Raw genomic sequence first — 24,494 nt, 5'->3', positions numbered from 1 at the left:
CGTTCTCCCCACTCATCATATCGGCTATTCCGATCAATCACTTCGGAATAAACTGCGAAACCATCCATTCAAAACAAGTGTCTATTCTTATAGACATAAGTTCCGTCGCGCACAAGGCAGGTCTCTCAGTATGTGGATTGTTCGAATTGCCTTAACTCGGCCTTATACCTTCATCGTTCTGGCGATCCTCATCCTCATTGCGGCTCCCGTCGTCATTCTCGGCACGCCCACCGACATCTTCCCCAGCATCAACATCCCGGTCATCTCGATTGCATGGCAGTACACCGGGCTGAACCCTGAGGAGCTCGAAGGCCGTCTCACCACGCCTTACGAGAAGGTACTCACCACGCTGGTCGACAATATCCAGCACATCGAATCGACCACCATCGCCGGGCAGGTCATTGTGAAGGTCTACCTGCAACAGGGCGCTAGTCTCGATACCGCAAACTCCCAGGTATCGAGCGCCTCCGAGTTCATCCTGCGCAGCCTTCCACCCGGAACCCTGCCGCCGCAGATCATCAATTTTTCCGCTTCCAGTGTGCCCATCCTGCAGATCGGCCTCTCCGGCAAAGGCCTCACCGAGCAGCAGCTCAACGACTTCGGCCTCAACTTCGTCCGCACCCAGCTCGTCACCGTTCCCGGTGCCGTCATCCCTAGCGTCTACGGCGGCAAGCAACGCACCATCGTCATCAACATGGATCCCAAAGCCCTCCAGTCCAAGGGCCTGGCTCCCAGCGACGTCATCAATGCTCTCGCGCTCCAGAACGTCACCCAGCCCGGCGGCACGGCCAAGATCGGCGTCTCCGAGTACGACATCCACATCAACTCCTCACCCGTCACTCTTGAAGGCCTCGCGAATCTGCCCATCAAGCAGGTCAATGGTTCGACCATCTACCTTCACGACATCGGTTCCGTCGCCGACGGCAGCATTCCCCAGACCAACATCGTCCGCCAGGATGGTCATCGCGGTGTGCTGGCCGTTGTCCTCAAGTCTGGTACCGCCTCCACACTCTCCGTCGTTAGCCAGATCAGGGCATTGCTTCCGCGCATCGCCTTGACCCTTCCCAAAGAGCTCGTCATGACTCCCATCGGCGACCAGTCCATCTTCGTCCGTGGATCGATCGTTGGGGTCATTCGCGAGATGATCATCGCCGCTGTGCTTACCGGTCTGATGATCCTGCTCTTCCTTGGAAGCTGGCGTAGCACCGTCATCATCGCCATCTCGATTCCGCTCTCCATTCTCACCTCGGTCATCGTTCTCGGCCTGATCGGTCAGACCATCAACATCATGACCCTGGGTGGTCTGGCGCTCGCGGTCGGCATTCTGGTCGACGACGCCACCGTCACCATCGAGAACATCGAGCGTTACCTCGAAGAAGGCAACCCGCTCAACGAGTCCATCCTTGAAGGCGCGGCGCAGATCTCCGTCCCCGCCCTGGTCTCGACGCTCTGCATCTGCATCGTCTTCCTGCCCATGTTCTTCCTCTCGGGCGTAGCGAGATATCTCTTCGTGCCGCTCGCTGAAGCTGTCGTCTTCGCCATGCTCGCGTCTTACGTCCTCTCGCGTACGCTTGTGCCCACGCTGGCGATGTACCTGCTCAAGGCGCACGATCACCACGCCGTCCCTTCGAACAATATCTTTGCCCGCTTCCAGCGCGGCTTCAACAGCATCTTCGAGAACATTCGCAGGGCTTACGAGGATCTCCTCGGCCGTCTTGTTGGCATGCGGCTTATCTTTGTTCCCATCTTCCTTCTGGCCTGCCTCTGCGCCTTCGCGCTGGTTCCGTTCCTTGGCCAGAACTTCTTCCCCAGTACCGATAACGGCGCCTTCATCCTGCACGTTCGCGCCCCAAGTGGTACCCGTATCGAAGAGACTGCGCGTCTCTGTGACCTCATCGAGCAAAATATCCGAAAGCAGATTCCCGCCGGCGAGATCGACAATATCGTCGACAACATCGGCCTGCCCTATAGCACCCTGAACACGCAGCACGCCACCTCCGGCCTCTTTGGTGCGGGGGACGCCGATATCACCGTCTCGCTCAAGGAAGACCACCACCCCACCGCCGATTACGTCTCTGCGCTCCGCAAGAGTCTTCCCGGAGACTTCCCCGGCAACATCTTCTACTTTTTGCCATCCGATATCGTCACCCAGATCCTGAACTTCGGTCTACCCGCTCCCATCGACATTCAGTTCGAAGGCCAGGACATCGCCGCCAATCGTCTCGTCGCGAATAAAGTCCTCGAGCAGTTACATACGATTCCGGGCCTCGTCGATCTGCGCATCCAGCAGCCAGACGACTACCCTGTCCTCACCGTGTCGGTTGACCGCACCAAGGCCCAACAAGGGGGCCTTTCAGAAAAAGATGTAGGCGGCAGTTTGCTCAACATCCTCAGCGGAAGCACCCAGCTCTCGCCCCAGTTCTTTCTCAACTACAAGAACGGCGTGAACTACTCCATCGTCGCGCAGTCACCGCAGTACGACATCCAGTCGCTCAACGACCTGCGCAACATCCCCATCACGTCGCCTACCGCCGTGCATCCGGAGATCCTCGCTGACGTGGCCACCATCTCGCGCAAGTCGGAGATGCCGGTCATCAATCACTACAACATCCGCCGTACTTTGGATATTTATGGAAATATCCAAGGGCGTGACCTCGGCTCCGTCGGCAAGGCCATTCAGAAGATCGTCGATGCCAACAGGAAAGATCTCCCGCGCGGCAGCTTCCTTCGCGTCCGTGGCCAGATCGAGACGATGAACTCCTCTTACTTCGGTCTCATTGCCGGACTGGCCTTCGCTATCGTCCTCGTCTACCTGCTCATCGTGGTCAACTTCCAGTCGTGGCTTGATCCGTTCATTATCATCACCGCGCTGCCCGCTGCGCTCGCTGGAATTGTGATCTTCCTCTTCGCCACCGGAACCACGCTCAGCGTGCCCGCGTTGATGGGAGCGATCATGTGCATGGGCGTCGCCACCGCGAACAGCATTCTCGTCGTCTCCTTCGCAACCGACCGCCTCAATCACCACGGCGACGCCATCACGGCCGCCATCGAAGCCGGTGCCACGCGCTTCCGCCCGGTCATGATGACGGCGCTGGCTATGATCATCGGCATGATCCCCATGGCGCTCGGAGCTGGCGAGGGCGGCGAGCAGAACGCCCCTCTCGGCCGCGCCGTCATCGGCGGCCTCTTCTTCGCCACCATCGCCACGCTCATCTTCGTGCCGGCGGTCTTCGCTCTGCTCCACGGCCGCCGCAAGCAGAATGCGCCCGCGCCATCGCCAGAGCCGCATCCGATCACCGCGCAAGCCTAAAACGTACAACGCATAACGTACAACGAATATCGCTCTCTTAGAGGAACGTATGAACAACCTGGACGGAACCAACACAGACATGACCAGCTCCGCCGGACAGTCGGCGCAGGGCGGATCACTGACCACTCCGCCCGCCCGTGGCCTCACCCGTGGCACATGGATCGGCCTCATCGTCGTTGTGATTGTGCTCGCAGCCGTCGTCGTCTTCGGCATCGCTTCGCGTTCGCGCGATAAGTCTGTCCTCGAGACCGAGAACCAGCAGTCCTCGGTCTCCACGGTGGAGATCGTCCATCCCACCGGCTCCGCCATGACCGACGAGATCGCCCTCCCCGGCAACACCCAGGCCTTCATCGACACGCCCATCTACTCCCGCACCAGCGGCTACCTGAAGGCGTGGTACTTCGACATCGGCGCCCACGTCCGCAAGGGCCAGCTCATGGCCCAGATCGAGACTCCTGAACTCGACCAGCAACTGCAGGTCGCACAGGCCGATCTCAAGAGTTCGCAAGCCAACCTCGATCTCGCCGAGACCACCGCCGCTCGCTACCAGAACCTGCTCAAGACCAACTCCGTCTCCAAGCAGGAGACCGACGTCGCCACCAGCGACGAAGCCGCCAAGCGTGCCGCCCGCGACGCCTCTCAGGCCAACGTCCGCCGCCTCACCCAGCTCCAGTCGTTCGAGAACATCTACGCTCCCTTCGATGGCATCGTCACCGCGCGTAACACCGACGTCGGCGCGCTCATCGAGGCCGGTGCCAACACCGTCCCCAAGGAGCTCTTCCACCTCGCCGCCATCGGCAAGATCCGCGTCTTCGTCGCCGTCCCCGAGGCCTACTCCGCCTCCATCCGCAACGACACTGAGGCGACCCTCACCCTAGACGAGTACCCCGGCCAGAACTTTGTCGGCCAGGTGGCCCGCAACTCCAGCCAGATCGACCAGGCCTCCCGCACCCTGAACGTTGAAGTCGACATCGACAACGCCAAGGGCCTGCTCCTGCCCGGAGCCTACGTCTTCGTCCACTTCAAGGTGCCGCAGCACTCCACCAGCCTGACCCTGCCCTCGAACACGCTGATCTTCCGCAGCCAGGGTCTTCAGGTCGCCACGGTCGTCGGCGATAAGGTCCACCTCGTCCCGGTCAAGATCGGCAACGACATGGGCGCAACGGTCGAGATCGCCTCCGGCCTCCAGCCCTCCGACAAGGTCATCATCGACCCCTCCGACTCCATCGCCGACGGCCAGCAGGTTCACATCGCCGACCCCAAGGCCGCCGCACCCGAAGGGGCCAAGTAATGACCTTCTTCTCCTCCCAAAAATCCCGTCATCCTGAGCGGAGTTCGTCGCGCACTTGCGACGAACGCAGTCGAAGGACCCCGAACGATCTCACATCACCAAGATCGTTCGAACCTTTCGGCCCCAGACCCAATTTCACCCCAAAGGACACGTCATCTCGACCGACCAACGGGAGTGGAGAGACCCCCGCATCTCGTCTCGCACTCGCATCAACCCTGGCGATGCTGATGCTCTCCGGCTGCATGGTAGGCCCGAAGTACGTAAAGCCCACGACACCCCTGGCCCCCGACTACAAGGAGATGAGGACCAACGGCGTCTACAAGGAAGGGAACTGGCAGTCCGCGCAGCCCGCCGACACCGCCCTCAAAGGCGACTGGTGGACGATCTTCAACGATCCTCAACTCAACGACCTCGAACGGCAGGTCACCGCCAACAATCAGTCCCTCAAGGCCGCCGCCGCCCGCCTCGTCGAGGCCCGCTCGCAGATTCGCTACAACCACTCTTTCCTCTTCCCGACCATCGGCGTAGCCCCATCCGTCGCCGGCGAGCGCGAATCGAACGCCCGCCCCTACTTCACCGCACCCGCCAACAACAACGGCACCGCCGACCTCCAGCTCCCCTTCGACCTGAACTACGAGGTCGACCTCTGGGGCCGCGTCCGCCGGACGGTAAACGTCTCCAAAGAAGAAGCCCAGGCCACCGCCGCCGACCTTCAGACCGCCCAGCTCAGCCTCCAGGCCGAACTCGCCGTCGACTACTTCGAGGCCCGCGCCAACGATGCCGACGAGAAGCTCCTCCTCGACACCGTCCAGACCTACGAAGAGGCCTACCGCATCACGAACAACCGTTTCCAGGGGGGCGTCTCCGGCGAGTCCGACGTCGACCAGGCCAAGACCCAGCTCGAAAGCGCCCGTGTCCAGGCCAGCGACGTCAACATCCAGCGCGCCCAGTTCGAGCACGCCATCGCCGTGCTCATTGGCAAGCCGCCGGCAGCCTTCACCCTCGCCGAATCCCCGCTCGATACCCGCCCGCCCGCCATCCCCGTCGGCCTGCCGTCCGAGCTCCTCGAGCGCCGCCCCGACATCGCCGCCGCCGAGCGCCGCGTCAACGAAGCCAACGAACGCATCGGCATCGCCCGCGCCGCCTACTTCCCGACCCTGAACCTCTCCGCCTTCGGAGGCTTCGAGAGCACCGCTCTCTCGACCCTGGTCAACGGCTCAAACTACATCTGGGGCGTAGGCCCAACGCTCTCGCAGACCCTCTTCGACGCCGGCCGCCGAGGTGCCGTCTCGCAGCAGGCCCTCGCCGCCTACGACGAGCAGACCGCCAACTACCGTCAGGCCACCCTTACCGCCTTCCAGCAGGTAGAGGACAACCTCGCCGTCCTGCACACCCTTACCCTCGAAGCCCAGCAGCAGCACAACTCCACCATCGCTGCCCAGGCCGCTGTAAAGATCTTCAACAACCGCTACGTAGGCGGCATCGACACCTACCTGCAAGTAGTCACCGCGCAAACCACCGCGCTGCAGAACGAACGCAACGAGATCGCCATCCAGCGCCGCCAGATGGACGCCAGCGTCCTTCTCATCAAAGCCCTCGGCGGAGGATGGTCCACCGCTCAACTACCCAAGTACTGAGCAGCCATACATTCTGGGTGCCCCATCCATGACAGCTCCATCGTCATGGGTGGGACCCCGCCACTCACCCCTCCTCTCGCCGCCTCTTCTGATAAGCCGCGACCTTCACCCGGTTTCCGCACATCCCCATGCTGCACCACCGCCGCGACCCCTTCTTGCTCACATCGTAGAAGTGGACGATGCAGTGCTCGCACTTCCTCAGCCGGTGCAACTCCGTCGATGTCAGCAACTCCGCGACAGCCGCCGCCATCGCTCCCCAAAAACCTTCATAATTCGTCCTCTTCGCCACTCCATCCGCCCCCGCATCCAGCACTACCCGCGCCGGATACCGTGAGAGCAGGGAATTGACCTCTGCCAGAAACTCCCCCGCCGGAGCCTTCCCGTTCTCCAGTGAAGTCACCGCCTCCCGCAGCCGCTCCCGAAACCCACGAATCTCTCCGATTCGCCCCTCCCCGGTTCTCCCCTCATCCGCCGGCCCAATCCCCGCCGCCACACACCACCGTGAAAACGCCGCCCAATCCGGCAGCTTCTCCACGTCTTGGTCCCCATCCACCAGCCTCGTATTCAAAAAATCCAAAGCCAGCCGGTTCCCGACAAACAGGTACCCGCCAATCCAATCCCCATCGAGCCGTTCCATAGCCAGGCCACCTCTCAATAAAACAATAACACCAATAAAGAATCTTTTACAGGTGTTATTCACTCTCATAACCAGAAGCAGTAAGCACCACCCCAAAGGAGAGCCGCCATGATCACCTACAACTACGCCACCGTCCGCAACCAGAAGATCTTCTACCGCGAAGCCGGAGACCCAGCCGCTCCCACCATCGTCCTGCTCCACGGATTCCCCACCTCTTCGCACATGTTTCGCGACCTCATCCCCCAGCTCGAGGATAAGTTTCATATCATCGCCCCGGATTTTCCCGGCTTCGGCTACAGCGACGCTCCCTCTGCCTCGACCTTCACCTACACCTTCGACAATCTCGCCGCCTACATCGATGAACTCCTCTTCACCACCCTCGATCTGACGAAGTTCACCATCTATGTCCAGGACTACGGCGCTCCCGTCGGCTATCGCATCGCCGCCGCCCACCCTGAGGCCATCACCGGCATCATCGTCCAGAACGGCAACGCCTACGCCGAAGGCATCGGCGCCGGCTTCGATCCCCTCAAGACCCTCTGGGCCAACCGCACCCCCGAGAACGAGGCCGCAACACGCACCGCCATGCTCTCCTTCGAGACCACACGCTTCCAGTACACTCACGGCACGAAGAACCCCGCCGCCATCAGTCCCGACAGCTACACCCTCGACCAGTACTTCCTCGACCGCCCCGGCAACGCGGAGATCCAGATCGACCTCGCCTACGACTACCAGAACAACCTCAAGCACTACCCCACCTGGCAGGCGTTCTTTCGCAACTACCAGCCGCCCACCCTCATCGTCTGGGGCCAGAACGATCCGTTCTTCACGGTCGAGGGCGCAAAGGCCTACCTCCGCGACATACCCAAAGCCGAACTTAATCTGATCGACACCGGCCACTTCGCTCTCGAAGAGGAGAGCCACTTCATCGCCGAGAAGATCCGCACCTTCTTCGCCGCCTGAACTTGAATGACAAAATCGGGTGCCCCACATCTCGACTTTGAGATGTGGGAGTGGCGCCACTAATGTTCACGTGCCCCATTCATCGCGGTCGTATCGCGATGAGTGGGACATTCGTGCGAAGCACGAACCGCTTTTCCTCATCACCCTTGTAAAACACGTCATCTTGACCCTTGAACCCGCCGACCCCCGCATTTCATTTTTCGACGTGCTCGCGATATGCGCTTTAGTCACCGAAAGCTTGCATGTTGGAGTCACCTCGGTAAGAGCTGATCTGAGAGTATGACTGGCATGCCCACTTCTCGGATTCGATCAGTAGTGCTCGGCTTCGCCGCGATAGGCGCTTTGCTGATGGCACTGATCACCGTAGTCGCAGAGAAAACCAATCAAACAATGGCAGTGATGGTTGCCCTTCCCGGATTGATCTGTCACCTGCTCATCACCGGAGGCCACGGTGGAACCGACTTTCAGGAAACTGTGGGATCGTGCGTAGCAGTTGCAATCAATGCCTGCCTTGGCGCAGCCTTCTTCCTGCTGATAAACGCACTTCTGTGGCATCTGGATCGCAAACGCTTGGGTCGGTCACAGTGATGGTTTGATTCGAAAGCCAAAACCAGGTGGTCAGACCTCTCCCCGCACTGCTACCATCATCCGCAATGTCCCCTTTTGACTCTGCCCGCCGCGATCTCCTCCGTCTCAGCTCCCTCGGCCTCGCCGCTGCGCTCCCTCCGGTAGCCCACGCCGCCGCCCGCCAGAACGCTCCCCACGCCGCCGCCCGCCAGAACGCTCCCCACGCCGCCACCGACCTCGCCAGCCTCTTCGACATCCGCACCTACGGCGCAGTAGGCGATGGCAAGGCCCTCGACACCAATGCCATCAACGCCGCCATCGCCGCCGCGGCCGCCAGCGGCGGAGGAACCGTCTACCTCCCGGCAGGCACCTGGCTCACCTTCTCCATCCGCCTTCAGAGCAACGTCGAGCTTTACCTCGCCCAGGGCTGCACTCTCGTCGCTGCCGACTCACCTCTCCCCGGCGAGACCACCGGCCACCACGGCGGTACCTACGACGCGGCCGAGCCCAAAACCTCCTACGACGCCTATCAGGACTACGGCCATAATCACTGGCACAACTCCCTCATCTGGGGCGAAGACCTCCACGACATCGCCATCACCGGCCCCGGCCTCATCCACGGCAAAGGACTCTCGAACGGCCGAGACTGGGTCGTCGAAGTTGTTCCCTTCAAAGCCGAGCAAGCCGGCGTAGGCAACAAGACCATCGCCCTCAAAAACTGCCACAACGTCATCTTCCGCGACTTCTCCATCCTTAAAGGCGGCCACTTCGGCCTGCTCCTCACCGGCGTCGACAACGTCTCCATCGACAACCTCAAGATCGACACCGACCGCGACGGCATGGACATCGACTGCTGCAAGAACGTCCGCGTCTCCAACTGCACCGTCAACTCCCCCTGGGACGACGCCATCTGCCCCAAGAGCAGCTTCGCCCTTGGCTACGCCCGCGCGACCGAGAACGTCACCATCACCAACTGCTACGTCACCGGCTGCTACGAGATCGGCTCCGTCCTCGACGGTACCTTCAAGAAGTTCCCCGACGGCGTCCAGAAATACCGCACCGGCCGCATCAAGTGCGGCACCGAATCGAACGGCGGCTTCAAGAACATCACCATCTCCAACTGCGTCTTCGAAGGCTGCCAGGGTCTCGCCCTCGAGAGCGAAGATGGCGCTCTCTGCGAAGACATCACCATCTCCAACATCACCATGCGCGATAACGTCTCCGCGCCGCTCTTCTTCCGCTTAGGCTCCCGTCTCCGCGGCCCCAAAGAGTCCACGCAGGTCGGAGCCCTTCGCCGCATCAGCGTGAACAACCTCGTCAGCTCCAACGGTGGAACCAATATCTGCTCCATCCTCTCCGGAATCCCCAGCCACTCGCTCGAAGACATCCACCTCTCGAACATCTTCATCGAGCACAAGGGCGGCGCTCCCGTCGAAGCCGCCGCCATCCGTCCGCCCGAAAAAGACACTGCCTACCCCGACCCCGAGATGTTCGGCCCCATGCCCGCGCAGGGATTCTTCTTGCGACACATCATGAACCTCGAGATGTCGCACATCGAAGTCCGCCCTCAGCAGCCCGACTTCCGACCCTCCTTCTACCTTGACGAAGTCACGCGCGCCGACATGTTCGCCATCACCGCCCCCAACTCATCCAAGCTCCACGCTTTCCATCTCAACAAGGTCGCCGATCTTCGCATCGCCTTTAGCCGCGCCACCCGCGACACCCAAATCTCCACCGCCGAAAGCCAATCCATCTAACCGCCACAAAACCGGGTGCCCCACATCTCGCTTGTGAGATGTGGGATGGAAGCGCCATCAAATTCCAGAAGAACTCGTCATTCCGGAGAAGAGAACCCCCATCTCGACCGGAGCATCGCAGTCCTATCGCGATGCGTAGTGGAGAGCCCCCCGCATCTCGCGTTTACTCTCATGGTCACGCATCCCACACGCAGAAAAGCCCCGGCATCACCGGGGCTTCCCATATCCAGCAAAGAAAAACTAAACAGTAACCGGAATCTGCTCGGCCACCGGAGCAGCCGCAGCCGCGCCGCCCTTGGCACCTTCCGCCCCAGGCTTACGAATGTCGATGCCGCCCTTGAAGAACGCGCCATCCTCAATCGAGATCCTTGCCGCAATCACGTCGCCGGTCAGCGAGCCTTCGCTGCGAATGTCGATACGGTCGCTGGCATGCACGTTGCCGCGCACCTTGCCCAGGACGACGACTTCGCGAGCCATGATGTTGGCCGCAACTTGCCCGTTCCGGCCAACCGTCACGCGGTTGCCAGGGAGGTTGATCGCGCCTTCGATCTTGCCGTCGATGAAGAGCGACTCGGAGCCCGAGACCTCGCCCTTGATCACCAGCGACTTGCCGATCGTCGCCTGTTCGCCGGTTGCAGCTGCGGGGATGCCAGCCGGTGTCGGGGACGCGGGACGCGTCGGGGTGGGTTCCATCGCCGGGGGCATAGCGCCCCGTACGGGTTCAGGTGCTGCAGGTGCGCCGGTTCCAGGCTGATTCGGTTTCCACATATCTTTGTGTCCTTTCGTCTCTGCGGTTCGCGTTTGCGGTTCGCGCAACTTCGCGAAGTTGGCAGGGTTGGGTGTCGATGTCGTTCCTGCTCTGGTCGTCCTGACAGGTGAATGGGTCTCGCGCCCACGCGGTTCCACCGCTTCTGTGTAAACCATACTCCTCGTCGCTGGTCTTGGTGCCAGTCCCTGAGTCGTCAATAGCAAGAAATACGGTACCTCCAACGGTACCTCTGTGGAAACTGCGGTACTTTTCCTGCAGCGGTGTGCAAACCTGCCGCACTGGCTTGCATTCGGGCACCTCCGGGCGTACTCTGCCCGCCATGCAGACCCTTCGCTCCGCTCCTGTGCCTCTGCTGCTGATCCTCTGCGCCTGCACTCCCTTGCAGACGTTCGCCGCCCCTCCAAAACTGCACACCGTCACCCTCGGCCCAGCAAAAAAAGTCCCCTACACGCCGCCGGCATCCGAATCCCCATCTTCCGGCGATCCCACCTTGAAAGTCCGCCCTCTCTTCGTCGACTCCCGTCAGCGCGAGTGGACCACCGGCGACGCCCACGACGTCACCGACCGCAGCTTTACCATCCGCCGAGCGTTACGCATAAACGACCGCCTGCCCGATGAGTCAGCCGACCGCTGGGTCTGGCAGCCCGGCCCCTGGCTCCTCGTCGACCGCACCACCGGCCACATCGCCGCCCTCCATCTCCCCGACTTCGACCCCATGGTCTCCGAAGTCTCCTGGTTCCGCGACTACGCCGCCTACTGCGGTGTGGCGACGACGGCGAAGGGCGGCCTCTTCGCCGTCGTTGCCCAGATCAGCACCCGCAAACCCATCGTCCACAAACAGATCGGCCCCTGGCCCCAGCCCGATCGCTCCGCCGCCCCCTGCCAGCCCGCGACCTGGCAACGCCAGCCCATGCGCGCAACCCTCCAACTCACCGGCGGAACTCCGATGACCTTCGATGTAGTCGGCACCACGTCCCTTATCGAAGAAGGCGACAGCGAAGACCCGTAAAGTGCTTGTCCGCCACCGCGAAGCGGTACACAAGTCATGAAGTGACCGCACCGCGCGCAGCGGGCCCGTCCGGCAGGACACAGTTGGGTTCTATCATCAGCTTATGCAGTCCTTCGAAGACCTCCTAACCGCAGCCGAGATCGCCCACGGCCACCTATGCGCCGGCCAGATCCTCGGCGTCCGCATGGCCATGCTCGGCTGCGAACGTCTCGGCATCGACGATCCCCGCGGTCTCGACCGCAAGCGCCTCGTCACCTTCGTAGAGATCGATCGATGTGCCACCGACGCTATCGCTGTCGTCACCGGCTGCCGCCTCGGCAAGCGCGCCCTGAAGTTCCGCGACTGGGGCAAGATGGCCGCCACCTTCATCGACCTCAAGCCCTCCGACGGCACTGATCAGAAAGCCACCCGCATCGCCGCCCTCGAGTCCTCCAAGCAACGTGCCCGCGAACTCTACCCTGACATCACCGACAAGAACCAGCAGCAGATGCGCGCCTACCGCGAGATGGAGGTCGAAGATCTGTTTTCAGTCCAGTGGGTCCACGTTCCTCTCCACCCCCGCGAGATGCCCGGCTACAAATCGCAACGCATCGCCTGCTCGGTCTGCGGCGAAGGCATTAACTACGACCGCGAGGTCCTCGTCGAAACCGAGATCCTCTGCCAGGGCTGCGCCCATCCCGAATCCCGCTACTACCAACCCATTCCATAAACAACAAGGCTGACTGCGCACCTCCACGCAGTCAGCCCTGTGAACCTCATCAAATCCAGCCCCGAATCCGGGTGCCCCACATCTCGCTTCTGAGATGTGGGATGAATCACCACAACTGCTCGGGTGCCCCATCCATGACAGCTTTATCGTCATGGGTGGGATGTATACGGCCCGGGTGCCCCTCTCACCGTGCGGGGCTCGTTACCTCCAGCGAACAGCGCACGGTGATGGGGAACTACCGGTATCCGCGATAAAACCTGTCGTGATGGAAGCGCCGATACTCTTCCGCTCTCACCCAAGCATCGTGCCGGCGAATCGCCTCAACCCGCTCGCGCTCATAGAAGTCATGACGCGCATAGAAGCCACCGTTGCCCACATAAATCTCCTGCGCCTGAGCCTTTGCCGGAGCCGCCATCACCACCGCTCCAGCCAGAAAACCAACCGTGAGTACCTTTGCCACCATTCCTTTTACGTTTGCGATGTTCATGACATCCTCCTTGCTACACATCACTGAACACCGCTTCATCACCGCGTGTTTCGCGCAACTTTCACGCCCCCACGTGTTGCGACCGTATCCCCATTAAACAATCAAATCCCCCATCATTCCGCACAAATTCACACTCTTGAACGTCATCTTTGCGACAAGTTCGTCGTCTCGACCGAAGCCGCGCGGCACTATCGCGCGGCGCAGTGGAGAGACCCCCACATTGCATTTGGGGTCGCAAATCACCCACTCTTGTAGCATCCTAGAAACCATGCCAAACCGCAAAAGCGTCCTGCTATCCCTGGTTCTGACCTTCTTCCTCGGCCCCTTCGGCATGCTCTACAGCACGGTGCCAGGAGCACTCATCATGCTGGTCCTCTACGTAGTCCTCGGCATTGTCACCTTCGGATGGGCCATCGCCGTTCTCCACCCCATCGCGATGATCTGGGGAGCCGTAGCGGCAGACCGGGCTAACCGCTAATCAGGCAGTCGCGCTTCAACTCTTGCTCTCAGAGGCGGGACGCTCCGGCGGCGGCGGTGGATTGAATAGGGAATCAAGGAAAGCAGGAAAATCCGTATTCCCCAGATTCTCTTTCTCCCTTGATTCAAGCGCAGACCGCCACCTGAAGATGGCCTGAACCTGGCTGTCTGTGAGCAGAAGACCAAGAGAGGCTGCCTGAGCTCCTGCGGCGATGACCGATTCAATCTCATGGTCCCCAAGCAGGAACTTCCAACAAAATCGCGCCTGCCAGCGGCCCTCATCGATGTGAAACATCTCCCAGGCCGAACTGAGCTCAGCTCTATCGTTTCGCGCCGGCTTGAATCCCGGCATCGGCAAGTACGATACGTTGATCTTCACTCCCCACTCATCCACGCTATAGCTGTCGACGCGCCATAAATTGGCGTGCCTTAGCTCCAGAAGCGCACCCACAGAACCAACGCGCGCATCCCACGTCTTCAAAAACTCCTTCCACTCCATCCAGAACGCCACGGTTCGAGCTCTTCATGGGGCGTGGTCATGCACGAACGCTACGCCGCTCTCAATCGAAGATCAAGCCACATACCTCCACAAATCCCGCAACTGCACCCCTCCGCCCTTCATCCAACTTAATGTAGACTTTCCTCATCGTGATCGACACCGGCCATCCCGTACTCTGCAAGCCCGTTTGTACGGCCTCGCGCCTCACGATCCAGCGCTGTTGTTGTAGCTAGTCCCTCCGCGCATCCCTCTCAAAATTCAGAGCTGCACCACGCGACCCATCGCGTAAGTCCGTACCCACTGCCACTCCAGAAGGAACAGCTCCATGCCATCGAAAGCCCCCGCTAAGAAGCCTCTTCTCTCTCTCGACACCTGGGCCGTCATCCTCTCGCTCGCCCTCGCTCTCGTCATCAAGCTCGGTCTTGTCAAGACCATCACCTGGTAGCTCCGGAGCCTTAGGAGAAAGATCATGTCCACCTCCACTTCTCTGCCCGACCTGCGCGAGTCCTATCCGCCGCACGCCCCCCACGCCGTCCCCGAGCAGAAGACCTCGCTCCTGGGCCTCATCCCCGGCATCCTTCTCCTCTTTGTCGTCGGCTACGCCGGCAAGTTCGTCGAGCACGCCATCAACGCCTGGGCCAAGGCGGACCACATCCCCTTCCCCAACATCGAGTACGTCATGTGGGCCATCATCTTCGGCATCTTCATCGCCAACACCGTTGGCCTGCCAAAGATCTTCCGCCCCGGCGTCGCCACCTACGAGTTCTGGCTCAAGGCCGGCATCATCCTGCTCGGTGCGCGCTTCCTGCTCGGCGACATCCTCAAACTCGGCGGCATCTCCCTCGTCCTCGTCGCCATCGCGTTCACGCTGTCGTTGGCTTTCATGACCTGGCTCTGCCACGCCTTCAAACTTGGCGACAAGCTCACCACGCTCCTCGCCGTCGGCTCGTCGGTCTGCGGCGTCTCCGCCATCATCGCGACGCAGGGCTCGATCGACGCCGATGAGCAGGACACCTCTACCGCCATCGCCGCCATCCTCGCACTCGGCGCCATCAGCCTCTTCGCCTTCCCCGCCATCGGCCATGCCCTCCACATGTCCGACCACGCCTACGGCATCTGGGCCGGCCTCGCCGTCGACAACACCGCCGAAGCCACCGCCGCCGGCGCTCTCTACTCCGACACCGCCGGCAAATTCGCCGTCCTGGCCAAGACCTGCCGCAACGCGCTGATCGGCTTCGTCGTCCTCGGCTACGCCATCGCATGGGCGCGCAAGGGTCTCGCCTCTGCCGCGAACCAGGCGCAGCTCCAGAACAAGGCCGCCTTCCTCTGGGCCAAGTTCCCCAAGTTCGTCCTCGGCTTCATCCTGATCTCGCTGCTCGCCACCCTCGGTACGCTCGACCCCAAACTCTACCCCCACCTCGCCGCTTACGCCTCGTTCGGCTTCAACAAAGCGCAGCTCCTCGCTCTAGGCAACCTCTCCCGCTGGGCCTTCCTGCTCACCTTTGCCGGCGTAGGCCTCCGCACCAACCTCCGCGACCTCTTCAAGCAAGGTGCAAGGCCGTTCCTCGTCGGAGCACTCGGCGAGGTCGCCATCGCTGCCATCACCCTGGCCTTGGTCTTAGGAGCAGACCACCTCTACCACCTCTGATAAAAATCAGAGCTCGGAGTAGCAGCGGGCTTTAGCCCGCGGGCCAGATTGCTGGGGAGCGGGGCTTCAGCCTCGGCAGGTGCCCCATATCTGGCGGCTTCATCGCAGATGTGGGAGTTCCGCCGCAAAGCCCTACCCTATCATCTCGCCCGAAGCCGCACAGCAGTTTCGGGCTTCCTGGTGGAGAGTTCTTCCCACCCCGGAACCACCCCTCCCAATCCCCACACAAAAGCAAATCCCCACACCCTACTTCCGTGTAGGATTGCCCATATCCATGACACTCTTGAAACCTATCGTTCTCAGCATCTTCCTGCTCGCCAGCTGCAATAAACAGCGCACCTTCAGCGTCACGCTGCCGCACGCCTATGCAGGAACCGTCAGCCTGAATTGTGTCTCGTCAGCCGACGCGGACACGCAGGCCCAGGTGGGCGACCAGGGTGAGGGAGACGTAGCCTGCCCCACACACAGCTCCGATCTCCGCGTCTATCGCGATGGAAAAGAGGTTCCTGCAGAAGCGCTCAAGTGGATTACGACGGGAGACGGGATCGTCTCCGGAGTGCAGTTTACGGTCCGATAAACGACCCGGAGCTAAAATCCTGTCAAGTCCCAATATCGCCTAATCGCAACAATCCAAAAGAGATATTCCTTGCCCAAAGGATGCTGCCAGCCTGCTATGCTTAAATCAAGGTGAAAGAAAACCCCGGCAAATCGCCGGGGTTTTCTACTTTCTCTTCAGGGAGCCGCCGCTAACTCCTTTATCTGCACGACTTTGAGGGTTAACCCGTTTGTTTCGATGACATTAGCCCGCAAAATTTTTGCAAGCTGAACAAAATAAGGAGCTTAGCGAAAAGTACCCCGTTTTTTTCCCGTCCAGATTTCCACAGCCTTCCACAGGTTGCACGATCCGGAATCAGTCCTCCGTTCCCGGCCCCTTATGCCCGGCCAGCTTCTCCGGCATATCCGCCAGCACATACGTCATCACCGCCAGCGACGCGATATTCTTCCGAAACTCCACCGGATCGACCTTGTCCAGCGTGTCCGCCTCGGTGTGGTGCCAGTCGAAGTAGTGTGCCGCCGTCGTCAGCTCGCCCAGCCCCGGAACTCCCGCCATCATCAGCGGCTCGATGTCCGACCCGCCGCCGCCCGGCCGAATCGTATCCGCCTCCACCGGCTTCAGCAGGGTCCCAATGTCCTTCAGCAGCTCCAGCGAGTGCATCTCCGCCTCGCTCAACTCCGGCCCCGTCTGCGGAGCATTCGGCGTAGCCCGTCTCCTCCCCGGCGAACCGTAACCGAAGCCCACCGGCTTCTCCGCTCCGCCATCCATCTCAATCGCAGCCACATGCGTCCCCGTCTTGCCGCTCAGAGCCTTCGCATACGCCTCGCCGCCGCGGTCGCCATTCTCCTCATTCACCCAGAAGACAATGCGGATCGTCCGCTTCGGCCTCAGGCCGGACTTCTTGATCAGGTTTACAGCCTCGAGCGTCGCCATGATCCCCGAGCCATCGTCCTGCGCCCCCTGGCCCACGTCCCACGAGTCGATGTGCCCGCCCAGAGCCACAATCTCCTCCGGCTTCTCCGACCCGACAATCTCCCCGAAGACATTTGCCGCTTCCTGATCCGGCTCCATGTGCGCTTCCATGTCGAGGTGCACCTTCACCGGCACACCCTCCGTCGAAAGCCGAGCCAGCATCATGGCATCTTCAAGCGAGATCGCCGCCGCCGGAATCTTCGCTACCTTCTCGTCATACACAAGCGTACCGGTGTGCGGAGTCTGCATCGCCAGTGGTGTAATCGACCGCACCAGCATAGCGACCGCCCCCAGCTTCGCCGCCTCGGAAGCTCCAGCCACGCGATACATCACCGTCCGTCCATATCCCTCATACGGCGCGTTATAGACGACGATCTTCCCTTTCACTCCTGCCTCTCCCAGCTTCTTCAGCTCGTCGAAGTTCGATACCACCACGACCTCCGCCGTAATCCCTCCCGGCACCGTCCCCACGCTCATCCCCAGCCCTAGCATGTGCAGCGGCTTGGTCACCGGCGAGATGATCGCGCCCGACTCCTTCCCGCGCACCCACTTCGGAACCATCACCTTCTGCGTCGTCACATTCTCGAGACCCTCTTTCTTCATCAGGTCCGCGCTCCACGCAATCGCCCGCAGCAGCGGTTCGCTGCCACTGATCCGCTTGCCGATGTGGTCGCAAAGATACGTCAGGTTCGCATACCCCTCCGTGTCCGCCAGCGAAGCGGCGATCAGCTTGTCCGCTGCCGGCTTATAAGTCTCCGAGAGCGGCTTCTGAGCCACCGCAATGCCAAACGACGAAACTGCAAGCAGCGCAACGGACGAACGACGCAAAAGATGCATATTCAGAGCAGGCCTCCAAAAACCTGAGAAGGGAATTGTGAATGTTCTGTTGAGAGTCTATTGCTTTTGAGCGGTTCTGGGTTCTACCGGCACGCAGAGAATACAACTGTCATCTGCGCTAAACCCTCCTCCCCCTAAACTTTGTCATCCTTCGCGGTGTTCGATCACAGTCTCATCGTGATCGAACACCGCGGAGGATCTGCTTTTCCGGCTCCTTCACCCAGTGCTTCCACTCTTTGCCCTTTACTCCACGCCGCCCAACGCGCTAGCCTGCCGCCATGCCGCGCGAGCATCAATACTTTGTCTACATCCTTGCCAGCCGATCGCGTACGCTTTACGTCGGCGTCACTAACAATCTCATCCTCCGCATCCTTCAGCACCGCGAGGCTAAAGCCGATGCCTTTACCGCCAGGTATAGGGTCAACCGTCTCGTCTACTTCGAGAGATTCGGCTATATCGACAAGGCAATCGCAAGAGAAAACTATCTGAAGCACTTCACGCGCGAGGAAAAGCTCGCCCTCATTCAGGCCTCCAATCCGACATGGGAGGATCTCTCCGCAGACCTATCTCCGAACCATTCCGCACAGGGCGCAAAAGCAGATCCTCCGCTTCACGAAGGATGACAAGGGAAGGGGGGTTGCGGGGGCATGCCAAGCAAGCAGATGGCCGGCGAATCAAAACCCTTTCGGCCGACAAACTCCATTTCCAAGTACATTCATCTACACCAGACCCGGGAGCCAACGCTTTGATCCAAACCCGCCGCAACCTGTTAAAGTCCGGAGCCGCCGCGACCGCCGCCTCTCTTCTCCCGCTCGCCGCTGTCGCCGAAGACAAACCCACCCGCCACAACCGAATCCATCAATCCGTAAGCCGCTGGTGCTACCAGAAGATTCCGTTGGACACCCTCTGCACCGCCGCCGCGCAAATGGGCCTCAAGGGCATCGACCTCCTCAACCTCGACGAGTGGGAGGTACCCAAACGCTACGGACTCCTCTGCACCATGGGCTACGCCGGTGGGGGAGAGATCAACAACGCCCTGAACCGCGTGGAGAACCACGCCGCCATCGAAGCCGCCTTCCGCAAGAACATCCCGCTGGCCGCAAAGGCAGGCGTTCCCAACGTCATCACCTTCTCCGGTCTGCGCAATGGCTTGTCAGACGAAGAAGGAGCCCGCAACACCATCGTCGGCCTCAAGCGCCTCAAGCCCATCGCCGAAGACAACGGCGTCACCATCAACATGGAGCTGCTCAACAGCAAGCGCGACCACCACGACTACATGTGCGACCACACCGCCTGGGGCGTCCGAGTCTGCGAAGAGGTCAATTCGCCGCGCATCAAGCTGCTCTACGACATCTACCACATGCAGATCATGGAGGGTGACCTCATCGCCACCATCCGCGCGAACCATCAATGGCTGGGCCACTTCCACACCGGCGGGGTCCCCGGCCGCCACGAACTCGACGACACCCAGGAAGTCCAGTGGCCCGCCGTCATGCGAGCCATCGCCGACACCGGCTTCACCGGCTACGTAGCCCACGAGTTCGTCCCCACCCGCGACCCACTCACCTCGCTCCGGCAGGCTGTCGACCTCTGTGACATCTAGGCCCTTGGCGGCCCCGCAAAGCGGTACACAAGTCACGAAGTGACCGCCCCGTGCGCAGCGGGCCCGTGCGGCAGGACGCACAGGGGAAATGTTCGCGCAGGGTAAGTCAAACGATGCCTTTTCCGAACAATCTATGAAGTCTTTGCCCTCGCTGGCGTCAACGGCGCCGCTTTAAGGACGACCCCGCCCTCCTGAATGGTGTACGAGAGGTTGATTTTGAGGTCATGGAGCACGTCGATGTGACCGCTGAGCCAGCGAATCTCGACAGTGTCGACCTTCTTTGCCTGGTCAAGCCCGAAGTGCAGCCGCAGATCGTTCTGCGAGAAGTAGCTGCCACCGCTGCGAAGCTCTTCGGTCTGTTGCAGGGGCTTCGGCGAGGCCGGATTCGTCATCGTCGTGACGATAACCCGGCTGCCGATTCCGGAGCGATTCGACTTTGTGCCGACGAGCTTGATCTTGATCCAGTTGCGGTTGAGGGTTGAATCGCAGCGCAGCAACTGCGGCACAGAGTTGATGCAGTTGACGACAACATCGATGTCGCCATCGTTGTCGATGTCGCCGAAGGCGCAGCCGCGGGCGGGCACATTGGCGAGAATACCGGGTCCGCCCTGGTTGGTTACGTCCTCGAAGCGTCCGTTCTGCAGGTTGCGGTAGAGATACTTGTGCTCTGCATACTTCAAGTCCGCCTTCGACTTGTCGACCTCGGGGTAGACGTGGCCGTTCGACATCAGGATGTCGGGCCAGCCATCGTTGTTCATGTCGAAGAAGCCAACGCCCCAGCCAAGAAGCCGGGTGTTTTCTCCCAGGCCGCCAGGGTAGGTGCGGTCTTCGAAGACGGCCTCCCCGTTGTTCGTGTAGAGCGAGTCGGTATCGCCGGCGAAGTTGGTCTTGACGACGTCCATGTTGCCGTCGCGGTTGTAGTCGCCGATGGAGACGCCCATGCCAGCCTGCGGTTTGGCCTCGGCGGAGAGCGCTGCGCCGGCCTCGATAGCGATGTCGCGGAAGGTGCCGTCGTGCTGGTTCTGGTAGAGCGTGGCGGGCGCGGAGTCGTTGGCGACGTAGATGTCGGGCCAGCCATCGTTGTCGAGGTCGGACGCGGCGACACTGAGGCCGTAGGTGCCGACGGCCGTCCACATGCCCGACTTCTCGCTGACATCGCTAAAGGTTCCATCGCCATTGTTGTGATACAGAATGTTACGGCCACCCGCAAGGCCCGGCGGCCCGCAGGCGACGAGGATTCCCTTGTAGGTGCAAGGGCCGTCTTCAGGAAGCGGTGCCGTCTTCAGGTCGAAGTCGACGTAGTTGGCAACGAAGAGATCGAGGTGCCCATCCCTGTCGTAGTCGACGAAGGTGCAGCCGGTGTTCCAGCGGATCTTCGGGCCAGGCTGCTTCAGCCCAGCTTGCTCCGTTACATCGGTGAACGTCCCATTGCCGTTGTTGCGGTAGAGAACATTCTGGCCGTAGTAGGTGACGAAGAGATCGTCGTTGCCATCGTTGTTGTAGTCGCCTACGCAGCAGGCCTGGCCCCAGCCGGTCTTGTGTTCGAGGCCCGAGCCCTTGGTGACGTCGGTGAAGGTACCGTCGCGGTTGTTTTTGAAGAGGTGGCAGCGAGGTTCCGAACCCGCGGGAAAACCTTCGAGCCTCCAGCCGTTGACGAAGAAGAGGTCCTGCCAGCCATCGTTGTCGTAGTCGTAGAAGGCGAGGCCGCAGCCGGTGGTCTCGAGCAGATACTTGTTTGTGAGCTTGCCGCCGTAGATCGTCTCGAGCGTCAGTCCAGCCTGGGCCGCGACATCGGTGAAGGTAACGCCGAGCGGTGTGCCTTCGATGGGCGACTTCGGGCCGGGCGGTGGTGGCGCGGGCTTGGCTTCGTAGCTGCGCTCCTGCGGGCCGATCTTGCCCGGAACTGGCACTGGACTCTGCTGTTGTGCGGGTGCGGCCAGGGCCAGGATGTCCGCGAATGGAAGCACAAGGGCGGTGCGGCTCAAGGAGCGAATGAACCTGCGACGGTTTAGTTTGGGGCTCAGGCGGTGAATCAAGGCTTTATGTACTCCGGTTTCGATCTCATGCTCAACGGGTCGATGAAGACAACTTTGCGGCCTGCGCCTTCTGGCGTTCGGCTGCGGCCTCGATCTTCTTTCCCTGTGCATCGTAAACCTTCGCCAACCCGATGTGCGCTTCGACGTAGTTGGCGTCGTAGCTGAGCGCGTCGTTGAACTGGATAGTCGCGCCCGCAAGGTCGCCGCTCTTCAACTGCGACTCACCCGCGTGCGTGGCGACCTCCGCGCGCTGGCGATTCATGTTCTGCTTCATCAGGACAGCGGCCTGCTTGCGCTGCTCCGTGGCCTCCGCGGGACGGTTCTGCTTTACCAGCACACCGGCGAGGGTCAGATGCGGATCGGGCTGTTGTGGAAGTTGCTTGATGGCTTCTTCGAGTGCTGCTGTCGCTTCAGGAAGTTTGTCCAACTTGCTGTAGACACTGCCGAGGGTCGCCCAGCCATCGCCGTTCTGCGGATGCAGCGAGAGGGCTGTCTTCAACTCTCTCGCTGCATCTTCGTAGCGGCCGGTCTGCATGTAGAGAACGCCCAGGAGATAAGGCGATTCGGCCTGTTGCGGATCGAGACGTTCGGCGGCTTCAAGCTCTGGGATGGCGTTCGCGGCGTCGTCCTGCATCTTGTAGGCAAAGCCGAGGTCGTAGTGAAGTTGCGGAAGGTCAGGTGCCAGAGCGAGTGCGGCGCGGAGTTCGACGATGGCGTCGGCGAACTGGTTCAACTGCACAAGGGCAGCCGCGAGGTCCTGATGCGCGACGACATTGCTGGGCGCGAGAGCGACGGCCCGCTGTAATACGGGAAGCGCCTGTGCCGTCTGCTGCGTCTGGCTGAGCGCCATGCCGAGATTAATCATCGCCTCCGCGTTGTTGGGCTGCTTCGTCAGAACAGTGCGGAGCAGAGGAATCGACTCAGAGATCTTGCCGGTGCGCTGCAGCGCGAGGGCGAGAGCGTAGGTGGTGTCCATCAGGATCGGATCGGCAGAAGCGTTGTGCCGCGCAAGGATTGCCTGGAATACGCTGGTTGCCTGTGCGTCGTCTCCCGATGATGCGAGGGCCTTGCCGTACTCGAACGCGATGGCGCTATTTTGCGGCGCGAGCTTGGCTGCGCGGCCGAGTTCGTGCAGAGCTTCCGGAGCGCCTTGCGCCTGCATGGCGAGGCCTAAATGCAAGTGCGCGGTTGCGAGCGTGGGAGCGAGCTTTGTGGCCGCCGCGAAGTGTGACTGCGCCTCGGGCCATTGTTGCTGCCGCGCGTAGATGGAGCCGAGATCGTCCTCAAACGTGGCGTTGCGTGGGTCACCTGCAATCGCCGCCTTCATCTCTGCGGCTGCTCCTTCGAGGTGGCCGGTAGCCGCGAGGGCCCGCGCGTAGTTGGCGAGCACCGCCGAAGGAAGGGACTTGTGCTGCGCCTTTGCTGCGGCGTCGAGAGCGGAGTACGTGGCAATCGCCTTGTCGAGGTCTCCGGCGCGCTGATAGGTGAGTGCGCGGTTGGCCTGGGCAGCAGTGTCCGAAGTTTGAAAGGCGGCAGCGTCTTGGAGAGAGAGGCATAGCAGCGCCGGCAGAAGCAGCCGCCACGGGCGGAGTTCGGACGCGGTCGACGGCACTTTGCGCGCCATCTTCAGTCGTGATCTCCGGGAGAGCTCTGGATCGCTTCGGCGGTCTTATACTCGCGCGTGGCATCGTCCTTGCGTCCAGCGGCGCGGTAGGCCTGGCCAAGCAGCAGGTGGGTCAGGTGGTTGCCGGGGTCCATCTTCTCCGCGCGGACGAGATAGTTCAGCGCCGTGGCTGCATCTTCGCGCTTCAACAGCACCTGGCCAAGGAGGATGTAGGGACCGGTCGCATTGGGTTCCAGCAGCACCGCGCAATCAAGCGCCTGCTGCGCCTCTTCGAGCCGGGAGGCGTGCATGTAGGAGTCGCCAAGACGCTCGTAGACTTCGCCATCCATGGGGTTGATCTTACGCTCAGCTTCGAACTGCGTGATGGCCTCGTTCTGCTCCGACTTCGCGAGCGCGATTTGACCGAGCAGGAAGTGGGCAAGCGGAAGGCGCGGATCAAGCACCAGCGCCTTTTGTGCCATCTGCGCGGCTTCAACAGGGTAATTGCGGCGGAGAAGCATGCGGGCCAGGAAGAGGTAAGCACCGGCGGAGTTCGCCGTAAGCTTGTACTGCTTGGCAAAGATACGGCGGGCATCGTCGTAGCGGCGGACATCCATGTAACAAAGAGCAAGGACGTAGGTGCTGTCGGAGTTGGCCGCGCCTATGGCGCTGTTTGAGCGTTCGAGGAAAGGAATCGCTTCGGCACCCTTACCCATGCGGTAAAGGGTAGTGCCGCGCATCTGGACAGCCTGCAGATCGTCGGGATCTTGCGCGATGGCGCGCTCAAAGGCAGCGTCGGCAGCGGCGAACTCATTGCGCTGGTAGTGGATCGTGCCAAGCAGTCGCTCGGTCCCGGCCGGTTCTGGATGCTGCTGGGCGAGTGCATTCAGTTGCGCCTCCGCCTCTTTCAACTGCCCGCGCGAGAGCATCTGCTGCACTGCGGGTAGCTGCTGCGGGGCGGGTGACTTTGCGGCAGCAGGAGTTGCGGTCTTCGGAGTCTGCTGGGCGATAGCTGTGGGCAGGAGAGCGAGCGTGATGAGATTCATACATCCCACCCATCGCAAGAAGAAAAGGCGCGATGGATGGGGCACCCGGGTGTCTGCGGTAAGGCGAGGCTGGTTTCCCTT

At 61.2% G+C, this 24,494-nt stretch carries 21 protein-coding genes; 12 read left to right on the top strand and 9 right to left on the bottom strand.

What is annotated here, in order from left to right; translation table 11 throughout:
• The first annotated feature begins 130 nt into the window (after positions 1-130).
• The 3 genes from OHL18_RS02015 to OHL18_RS02005 all read left to right on the top strand — a co-directional run bounded on the left by OHL18_RS02015 (position 131) and on the right by OHL18_RS02005 (position 6,238).
• Positions 131-3,310, top strand: coding sequence for an efflux RND transporter permease subunit (locus OHL18_RS02015; protein ID WP_263373161.1), 3,180 nt, complete (start codon positions 131-133; stop codon positions 3,308-3,310).
• A 49-nt stretch (positions 3,311-3,359) separates the two neighbouring features.
• Complete coding sequence (locus OHL18_RS02010; protein WP_263373160.1) at positions 3,360-4,601, top strand: efflux RND transporter periplasmic adaptor subunit; 1,242 nt, start codon at positions 3,360-3,362, stop codon at positions 4,599-4,601.
• Positions 4,602-4,828: 227 nt separating this feature from the next.
• Positions 4,829-6,238 carry an efflux transporter outer membrane subunit gene (locus tag OHL18_RS02005; RefSeq protein WP_263373159.1) on the top strand — a complete coding sequence of 470 codons (1,410 nt, stop codon included), beginning with the start codon at positions 4,829-4,831 and terminating at the stop codon, positions 6,236-6,238.
• Between the two features lie 64 nt (positions 6,239-6,302).
• On the opposite strand, the gene OHL18_RS02000 is transcribed toward OHL18_RS02005, so the two are convergent.
• Entirely contained in the window at positions 6,303-6,875 is a 573-nt protein-coding gene (locus OHL18_RS02000; RefSeq protein ID WP_263373158.1) for a CGNR zinc finger domain-containing protein, read from the bottom strand.
• Between the two features lie 108 nt (positions 6,876-6,983).
• Here OHL18_RS02000 and OHL18_RS01995 point away from each other — a divergent pair, with 108 nt between their 5' ends.
• A complete protein-coding gene (locus OHL18_RS01995) occupies positions 6,984-7,838 on the top strand; it encodes an alpha/beta fold hydrolase (RefSeq protein ID WP_263373157.1) in 855 nt (284 codons plus the stop codon).
• A gap of 309 nt (positions 7,839-8,147) precedes the next feature.
• On the opposite strand, the gene OHL18_RS01990 is transcribed toward OHL18_RS01995, so the two are convergent.
• The gene (locus OHL18_RS01990) at positions 8,148-8,393 is read right to left on the bottom strand and encodes a hypothetical protein (RefSeq protein WP_263373156.1); all 246 of its coding nucleotides are present in this window, start codon (positions 8,391-8,393) and stop codon (positions 8,148-8,150) included.
• Positions 8,394-8,491: 98 nt separating this feature from the next.
• Here OHL18_RS01990 and OHL18_RS01985 point away from each other — a divergent pair, with 98 nt between their 5' ends.
• Positions 8,492-10,162 (top strand): rhamnogalacturonidase, encoded by a 1,671-nt coding sequence (locus tag OHL18_RS01985; RefSeq protein WP_263373155.1) that lies wholly within the window; start codon positions 8,492-8,494, stop codon positions 10,160-10,162.
• A 240-nt stretch (positions 10,163-10,402) separates the two neighbouring features.
• Here OHL18_RS01985 and OHL18_RS01980 read toward each other — a convergent pair whose 3' ends face one another.
• Complete coding sequence (locus tag OHL18_RS01980; protein WP_263373154.1) at positions 10,403-10,930, bottom strand: bactofilin family protein; 528 nt, start codon at positions 10,928-10,930, stop codon at positions 10,403-10,405.
• 320 nt (positions 10,931-11,250) lie between these two features.
• Here OHL18_RS01980 and OHL18_RS01975 point away from each other — a divergent pair, with 320 nt between their 5' ends.
• Positions 11,251-11,940, top strand: a complete 690-nt coding sequence (locus OHL18_RS01975) for a hypothetical protein (RefSeq protein WP_263373153.1) — start codon at positions 11,251-11,253, stop codon at positions 11,938-11,940.
• 103 nt (positions 11,941-12,043) lie between these two features.
• Positions 12,044-12,649 (top strand): FmdE family protein, encoded by a 606-nt coding sequence (locus OHL18_RS01970; RefSeq protein ID WP_263373152.1) that lies wholly within the window; start codon positions 12,044-12,046, stop codon positions 12,647-12,649.
• Positions 12,650-12,884: 235 nt separating this feature from the next.
• Here the strand turns inward: OHL18_RS01970 and OHL18_RS01965 are convergent, their stop codons facing one another.
• Positions 12,885-13,136 carry a hypothetical protein gene (locus tag OHL18_RS01965; protein ID WP_263373151.1) on the bottom strand — a complete coding sequence of 84 codons (252 nt, stop codon included), beginning with the start codon at positions 13,134-13,136 and terminating at the stop codon, positions 12,885-12,887.
• Between the two features lie 268 nt (positions 13,137-13,404).
• Between OHL18_RS01965 and OHL18_RS01960 the strand changes: the two genes are divergently transcribed.
• A complete protein-coding gene (locus OHL18_RS01960) occupies positions 13,405-13,614 on the top strand; it encodes a hypothetical protein (protein ID WP_263373150.1) in 210 nt (69 codons plus the stop codon).
• A gap of 15 nt (positions 13,615-13,629) precedes the next feature.
• Here OHL18_RS01960 and OHL18_RS01955 read toward each other — a convergent pair whose 3' ends face one another.
• Positions 13,630-14,124: a hypothetical protein gene (locus OHL18_RS01955; RefSeq protein ID WP_263373149.1), complete on the bottom strand. Its 495-nt coding sequence runs from the start codon at positions 14,122-14,124 to the stop codon at positions 13,630-13,632.
• A gap of 457 nt (positions 14,125-14,581) precedes the next feature.
• Between OHL18_RS01955 and OHL18_RS01950 the strand changes: the two genes are divergently transcribed.
• Positions 14,582-15,760: a YeiH family protein gene (locus OHL18_RS01950; protein ID WP_263373148.1), complete on the top strand. Its 1,179-nt coding sequence runs from the start codon at positions 14,582-14,584 to the stop codon at positions 15,758-15,760.
• Between the two features lie 274 nt (positions 15,761-16,034).
• The gene (locus OHL18_RS01945) at positions 16,035-16,337 is read left to right on the top strand and encodes a hypothetical protein (RefSeq protein WP_263373147.1); all 303 of its coding nucleotides are present in this window, start codon (positions 16,035-16,037) and stop codon (positions 16,335-16,337) included.
• Between the two features lie 333 nt (positions 16,338-16,670).
• On the opposite strand, the gene OHL18_RS01940 is transcribed toward OHL18_RS01945, so the two are convergent.
• Positions 16,671-18,125, bottom strand: coding sequence for a M20/M25/M40 family metallo-hydrolase (locus tag OHL18_RS01940; protein WP_263373146.1), 1,455 nt, complete (start codon positions 18,123-18,125; stop codon positions 16,671-16,673).
• Between the two features lie 278 nt (positions 18,126-18,403).
• Here OHL18_RS01940 and OHL18_RS01935 point away from each other — a divergent pair, with 278 nt between their 5' ends.
• Both OHL18_RS01935 and OHL18_RS01930 read left to right on the top strand, forming a co-directional pair.
• Positions 18,404-18,748: a GIY-YIG nuclease family protein gene (locus tag OHL18_RS01935; protein ID WP_263373145.1), complete on the top strand. Its 345-nt coding sequence runs from the start codon at positions 18,404-18,406 to the stop codon at positions 18,746-18,748.
• Between the two features lie 122 nt (positions 18,749-18,870).
• On the top strand, positions 18,871-19,728 hold the full coding sequence (locus OHL18_RS01930) for a TIM barrel protein (protein ID WP_263373144.1): 858 nt from the start codon (positions 18,871-18,873) through the stop codon (positions 19,726-19,728).
• 131 nt (positions 19,729-19,859) lie between these two features.
• On the opposite strand, the gene OHL18_RS01925 is transcribed toward OHL18_RS01930, so the two are convergent.
• Genes OHL18_RS01925 through OHL18_RS01915 form a run of 3 tightly spaced genes read right to left on the bottom strand, consistent with a single transcriptional unit; the run spans position 19,860 to position 24,413 of the window.
• Positions 19,860-21,764, bottom strand: coding sequence for a CRTAC1 family protein (locus OHL18_RS01925; protein WP_263373143.1), 1,905 nt, complete (start codon positions 21,762-21,764; stop codon positions 19,860-19,862).
• Between the two features lie 31 nt (positions 21,765-21,795).
• A complete protein-coding gene (locus tag OHL18_RS01920) occupies positions 21,796-23,388 on the bottom strand; it encodes a tetratricopeptide repeat protein (protein WP_263373142.1) in 1,593 nt (530 codons plus the stop codon).
• Between the two features lie 2 nt (positions 23,389-23,390).
• Positions 23,391-24,413 (bottom strand): tetratricopeptide repeat protein, encoded by a 1,023-nt coding sequence (locus OHL18_RS01915; protein ID WP_263373141.1) that lies wholly within the window; start codon positions 24,411-24,413, stop codon positions 23,391-23,393.
• Positions 24,414-24,494 lie beyond the last annotated feature (81 nt).

Source organism: Granulicella aggregans, assembly GCF_025685565.1.
Lineage (GTDB): Bacteria > Acidobacteriota > Terriglobia > Terriglobales > Acidobacteriaceae > Edaphobacter > Edaphobacter aggregans_B.
This window is presented reverse-complemented; position numbering and strand designations above follow the sequence as displayed.

What these genes read in the sequence shown, in the direction of transcription:
- OHL18_RS02015 (WP_263373161.1), top strand. Translation starts at nt 131, where the DNA reads ATGTGGATTGTTCGAATTGCCTTAACTCGGCCTTATACCTTCATCGTT.
- OHL18_RS02010 (WP_263373160.1), top strand. Translation starts at nt 3,360, where the DNA reads ATGAACAACCTGGACGGAACCAACACAGACATGACCAGCTCCGCCGGA.
- OHL18_RS02005 (WP_263373159.1), top strand. Translation starts at nt 4,829, where the DNA reads ATGCTCTCCGGCTGCATGGTAGGCCCGAAGTACGTAAAGCCCACGACA.
- OHL18_RS02000 (WP_263373158.1), bottom strand. Translation starts at nt 6,875, where the DNA reads ATGGAACGGCTCGATGGGGATTGGATTGGCGGGTACCTGTTTGTCGGG.
- OHL18_RS01995 (WP_263373157.1), top strand. Translation starts at nt 6,984, where the DNA reads ATGATCACCTACAACTACGCCACCGTCCGCAACCAGAAGATCTTCTAC.
- OHL18_RS01990 (WP_263373156.1), bottom strand. Translation starts at nt 8,393, where the DNA reads ATGCCACAGAAGTGCGTTTATCAGCAGGAAGAAGGCTGCGCCAAGGCA.
- OHL18_RS01985 (WP_263373155.1), top strand. Translation starts at nt 8,492, where the DNA reads ATGTCCCCTTTTGACTCTGCCCGCCGCGATCTCCTCCGTCTCAGCTCC.
- OHL18_RS01980 (WP_263373154.1), bottom strand. Translation starts at nt 10,930, where the DNA reads ATGTGGAAACCGAATCAGCCTGGAACCGGCGCACCTGCAGCACCTGAA.
- OHL18_RS01975 (WP_263373153.1), top strand. Translation starts at nt 11,251, where the DNA reads ATGCAGACCCTTCGCTCCGCTCCTGTGCCTCTGCTGCTGATCCTCTGC.
- OHL18_RS01970 (WP_263373152.1), top strand. Translation starts at nt 12,044, where the DNA reads ATGCAGTCCTTCGAAGACCTCCTAACCGCAGCCGAGATCGCCCACGGC.
- OHL18_RS01965 (WP_263373151.1), bottom strand. Translation starts at nt 13,136, where the DNA reads ATGAACATCGCAAACGTAAAAGGAATGGTGGCAAAGGTACTCACGGTT.
- OHL18_RS01960 (WP_263373150.1), top strand. Translation starts at nt 13,405, where the DNA reads ATGCCAAACCGCAAAAGCGTCCTGCTATCCCTGGTTCTGACCTTCTTC.
- OHL18_RS01950 (WP_263373148.1), top strand. Translation starts at nt 14,582, where the DNA reads ATGTCCACCTCCACTTCTCTGCCCGACCTGCGCGAGTCCTATCCGCCG.
- OHL18_RS01945 (WP_263373147.1), top strand. Translation starts at nt 16,035, where the DNA reads ATGACACTCTTGAAACCTATCGTTCTCAGCATCTTCCTGCTCGCCAGC.
- OHL18_RS01940 (WP_263373146.1), bottom strand. Translation starts at nt 18,125, where the DNA reads ATGCATCTTTTGCGTCGTTCGTCCGTTGCGCTGCTTGCAGTTTCGTCG.
- OHL18_RS01935 (WP_263373145.1), top strand. Translation starts at nt 18,404, where the DNA reads ATGCCGCGCGAGCATCAATACTTTGTCTACATCCTTGCCAGCCGATCG.
- OHL18_RS01920 (WP_263373142.1), bottom strand. Translation starts at nt 23,388, where the DNA reads ATGGCGCGCAAAGTGCCGTCGACCGCGTCCGAACTCCGCCCGTGGCGG.
- OHL18_RS01915 (WP_263373141.1), bottom strand. Translation starts at nt 24,413, where the DNA reads ATGAATCTCATCACGCTCGCTCTCCTGCCCACAGCTATCGCCCAGCAG.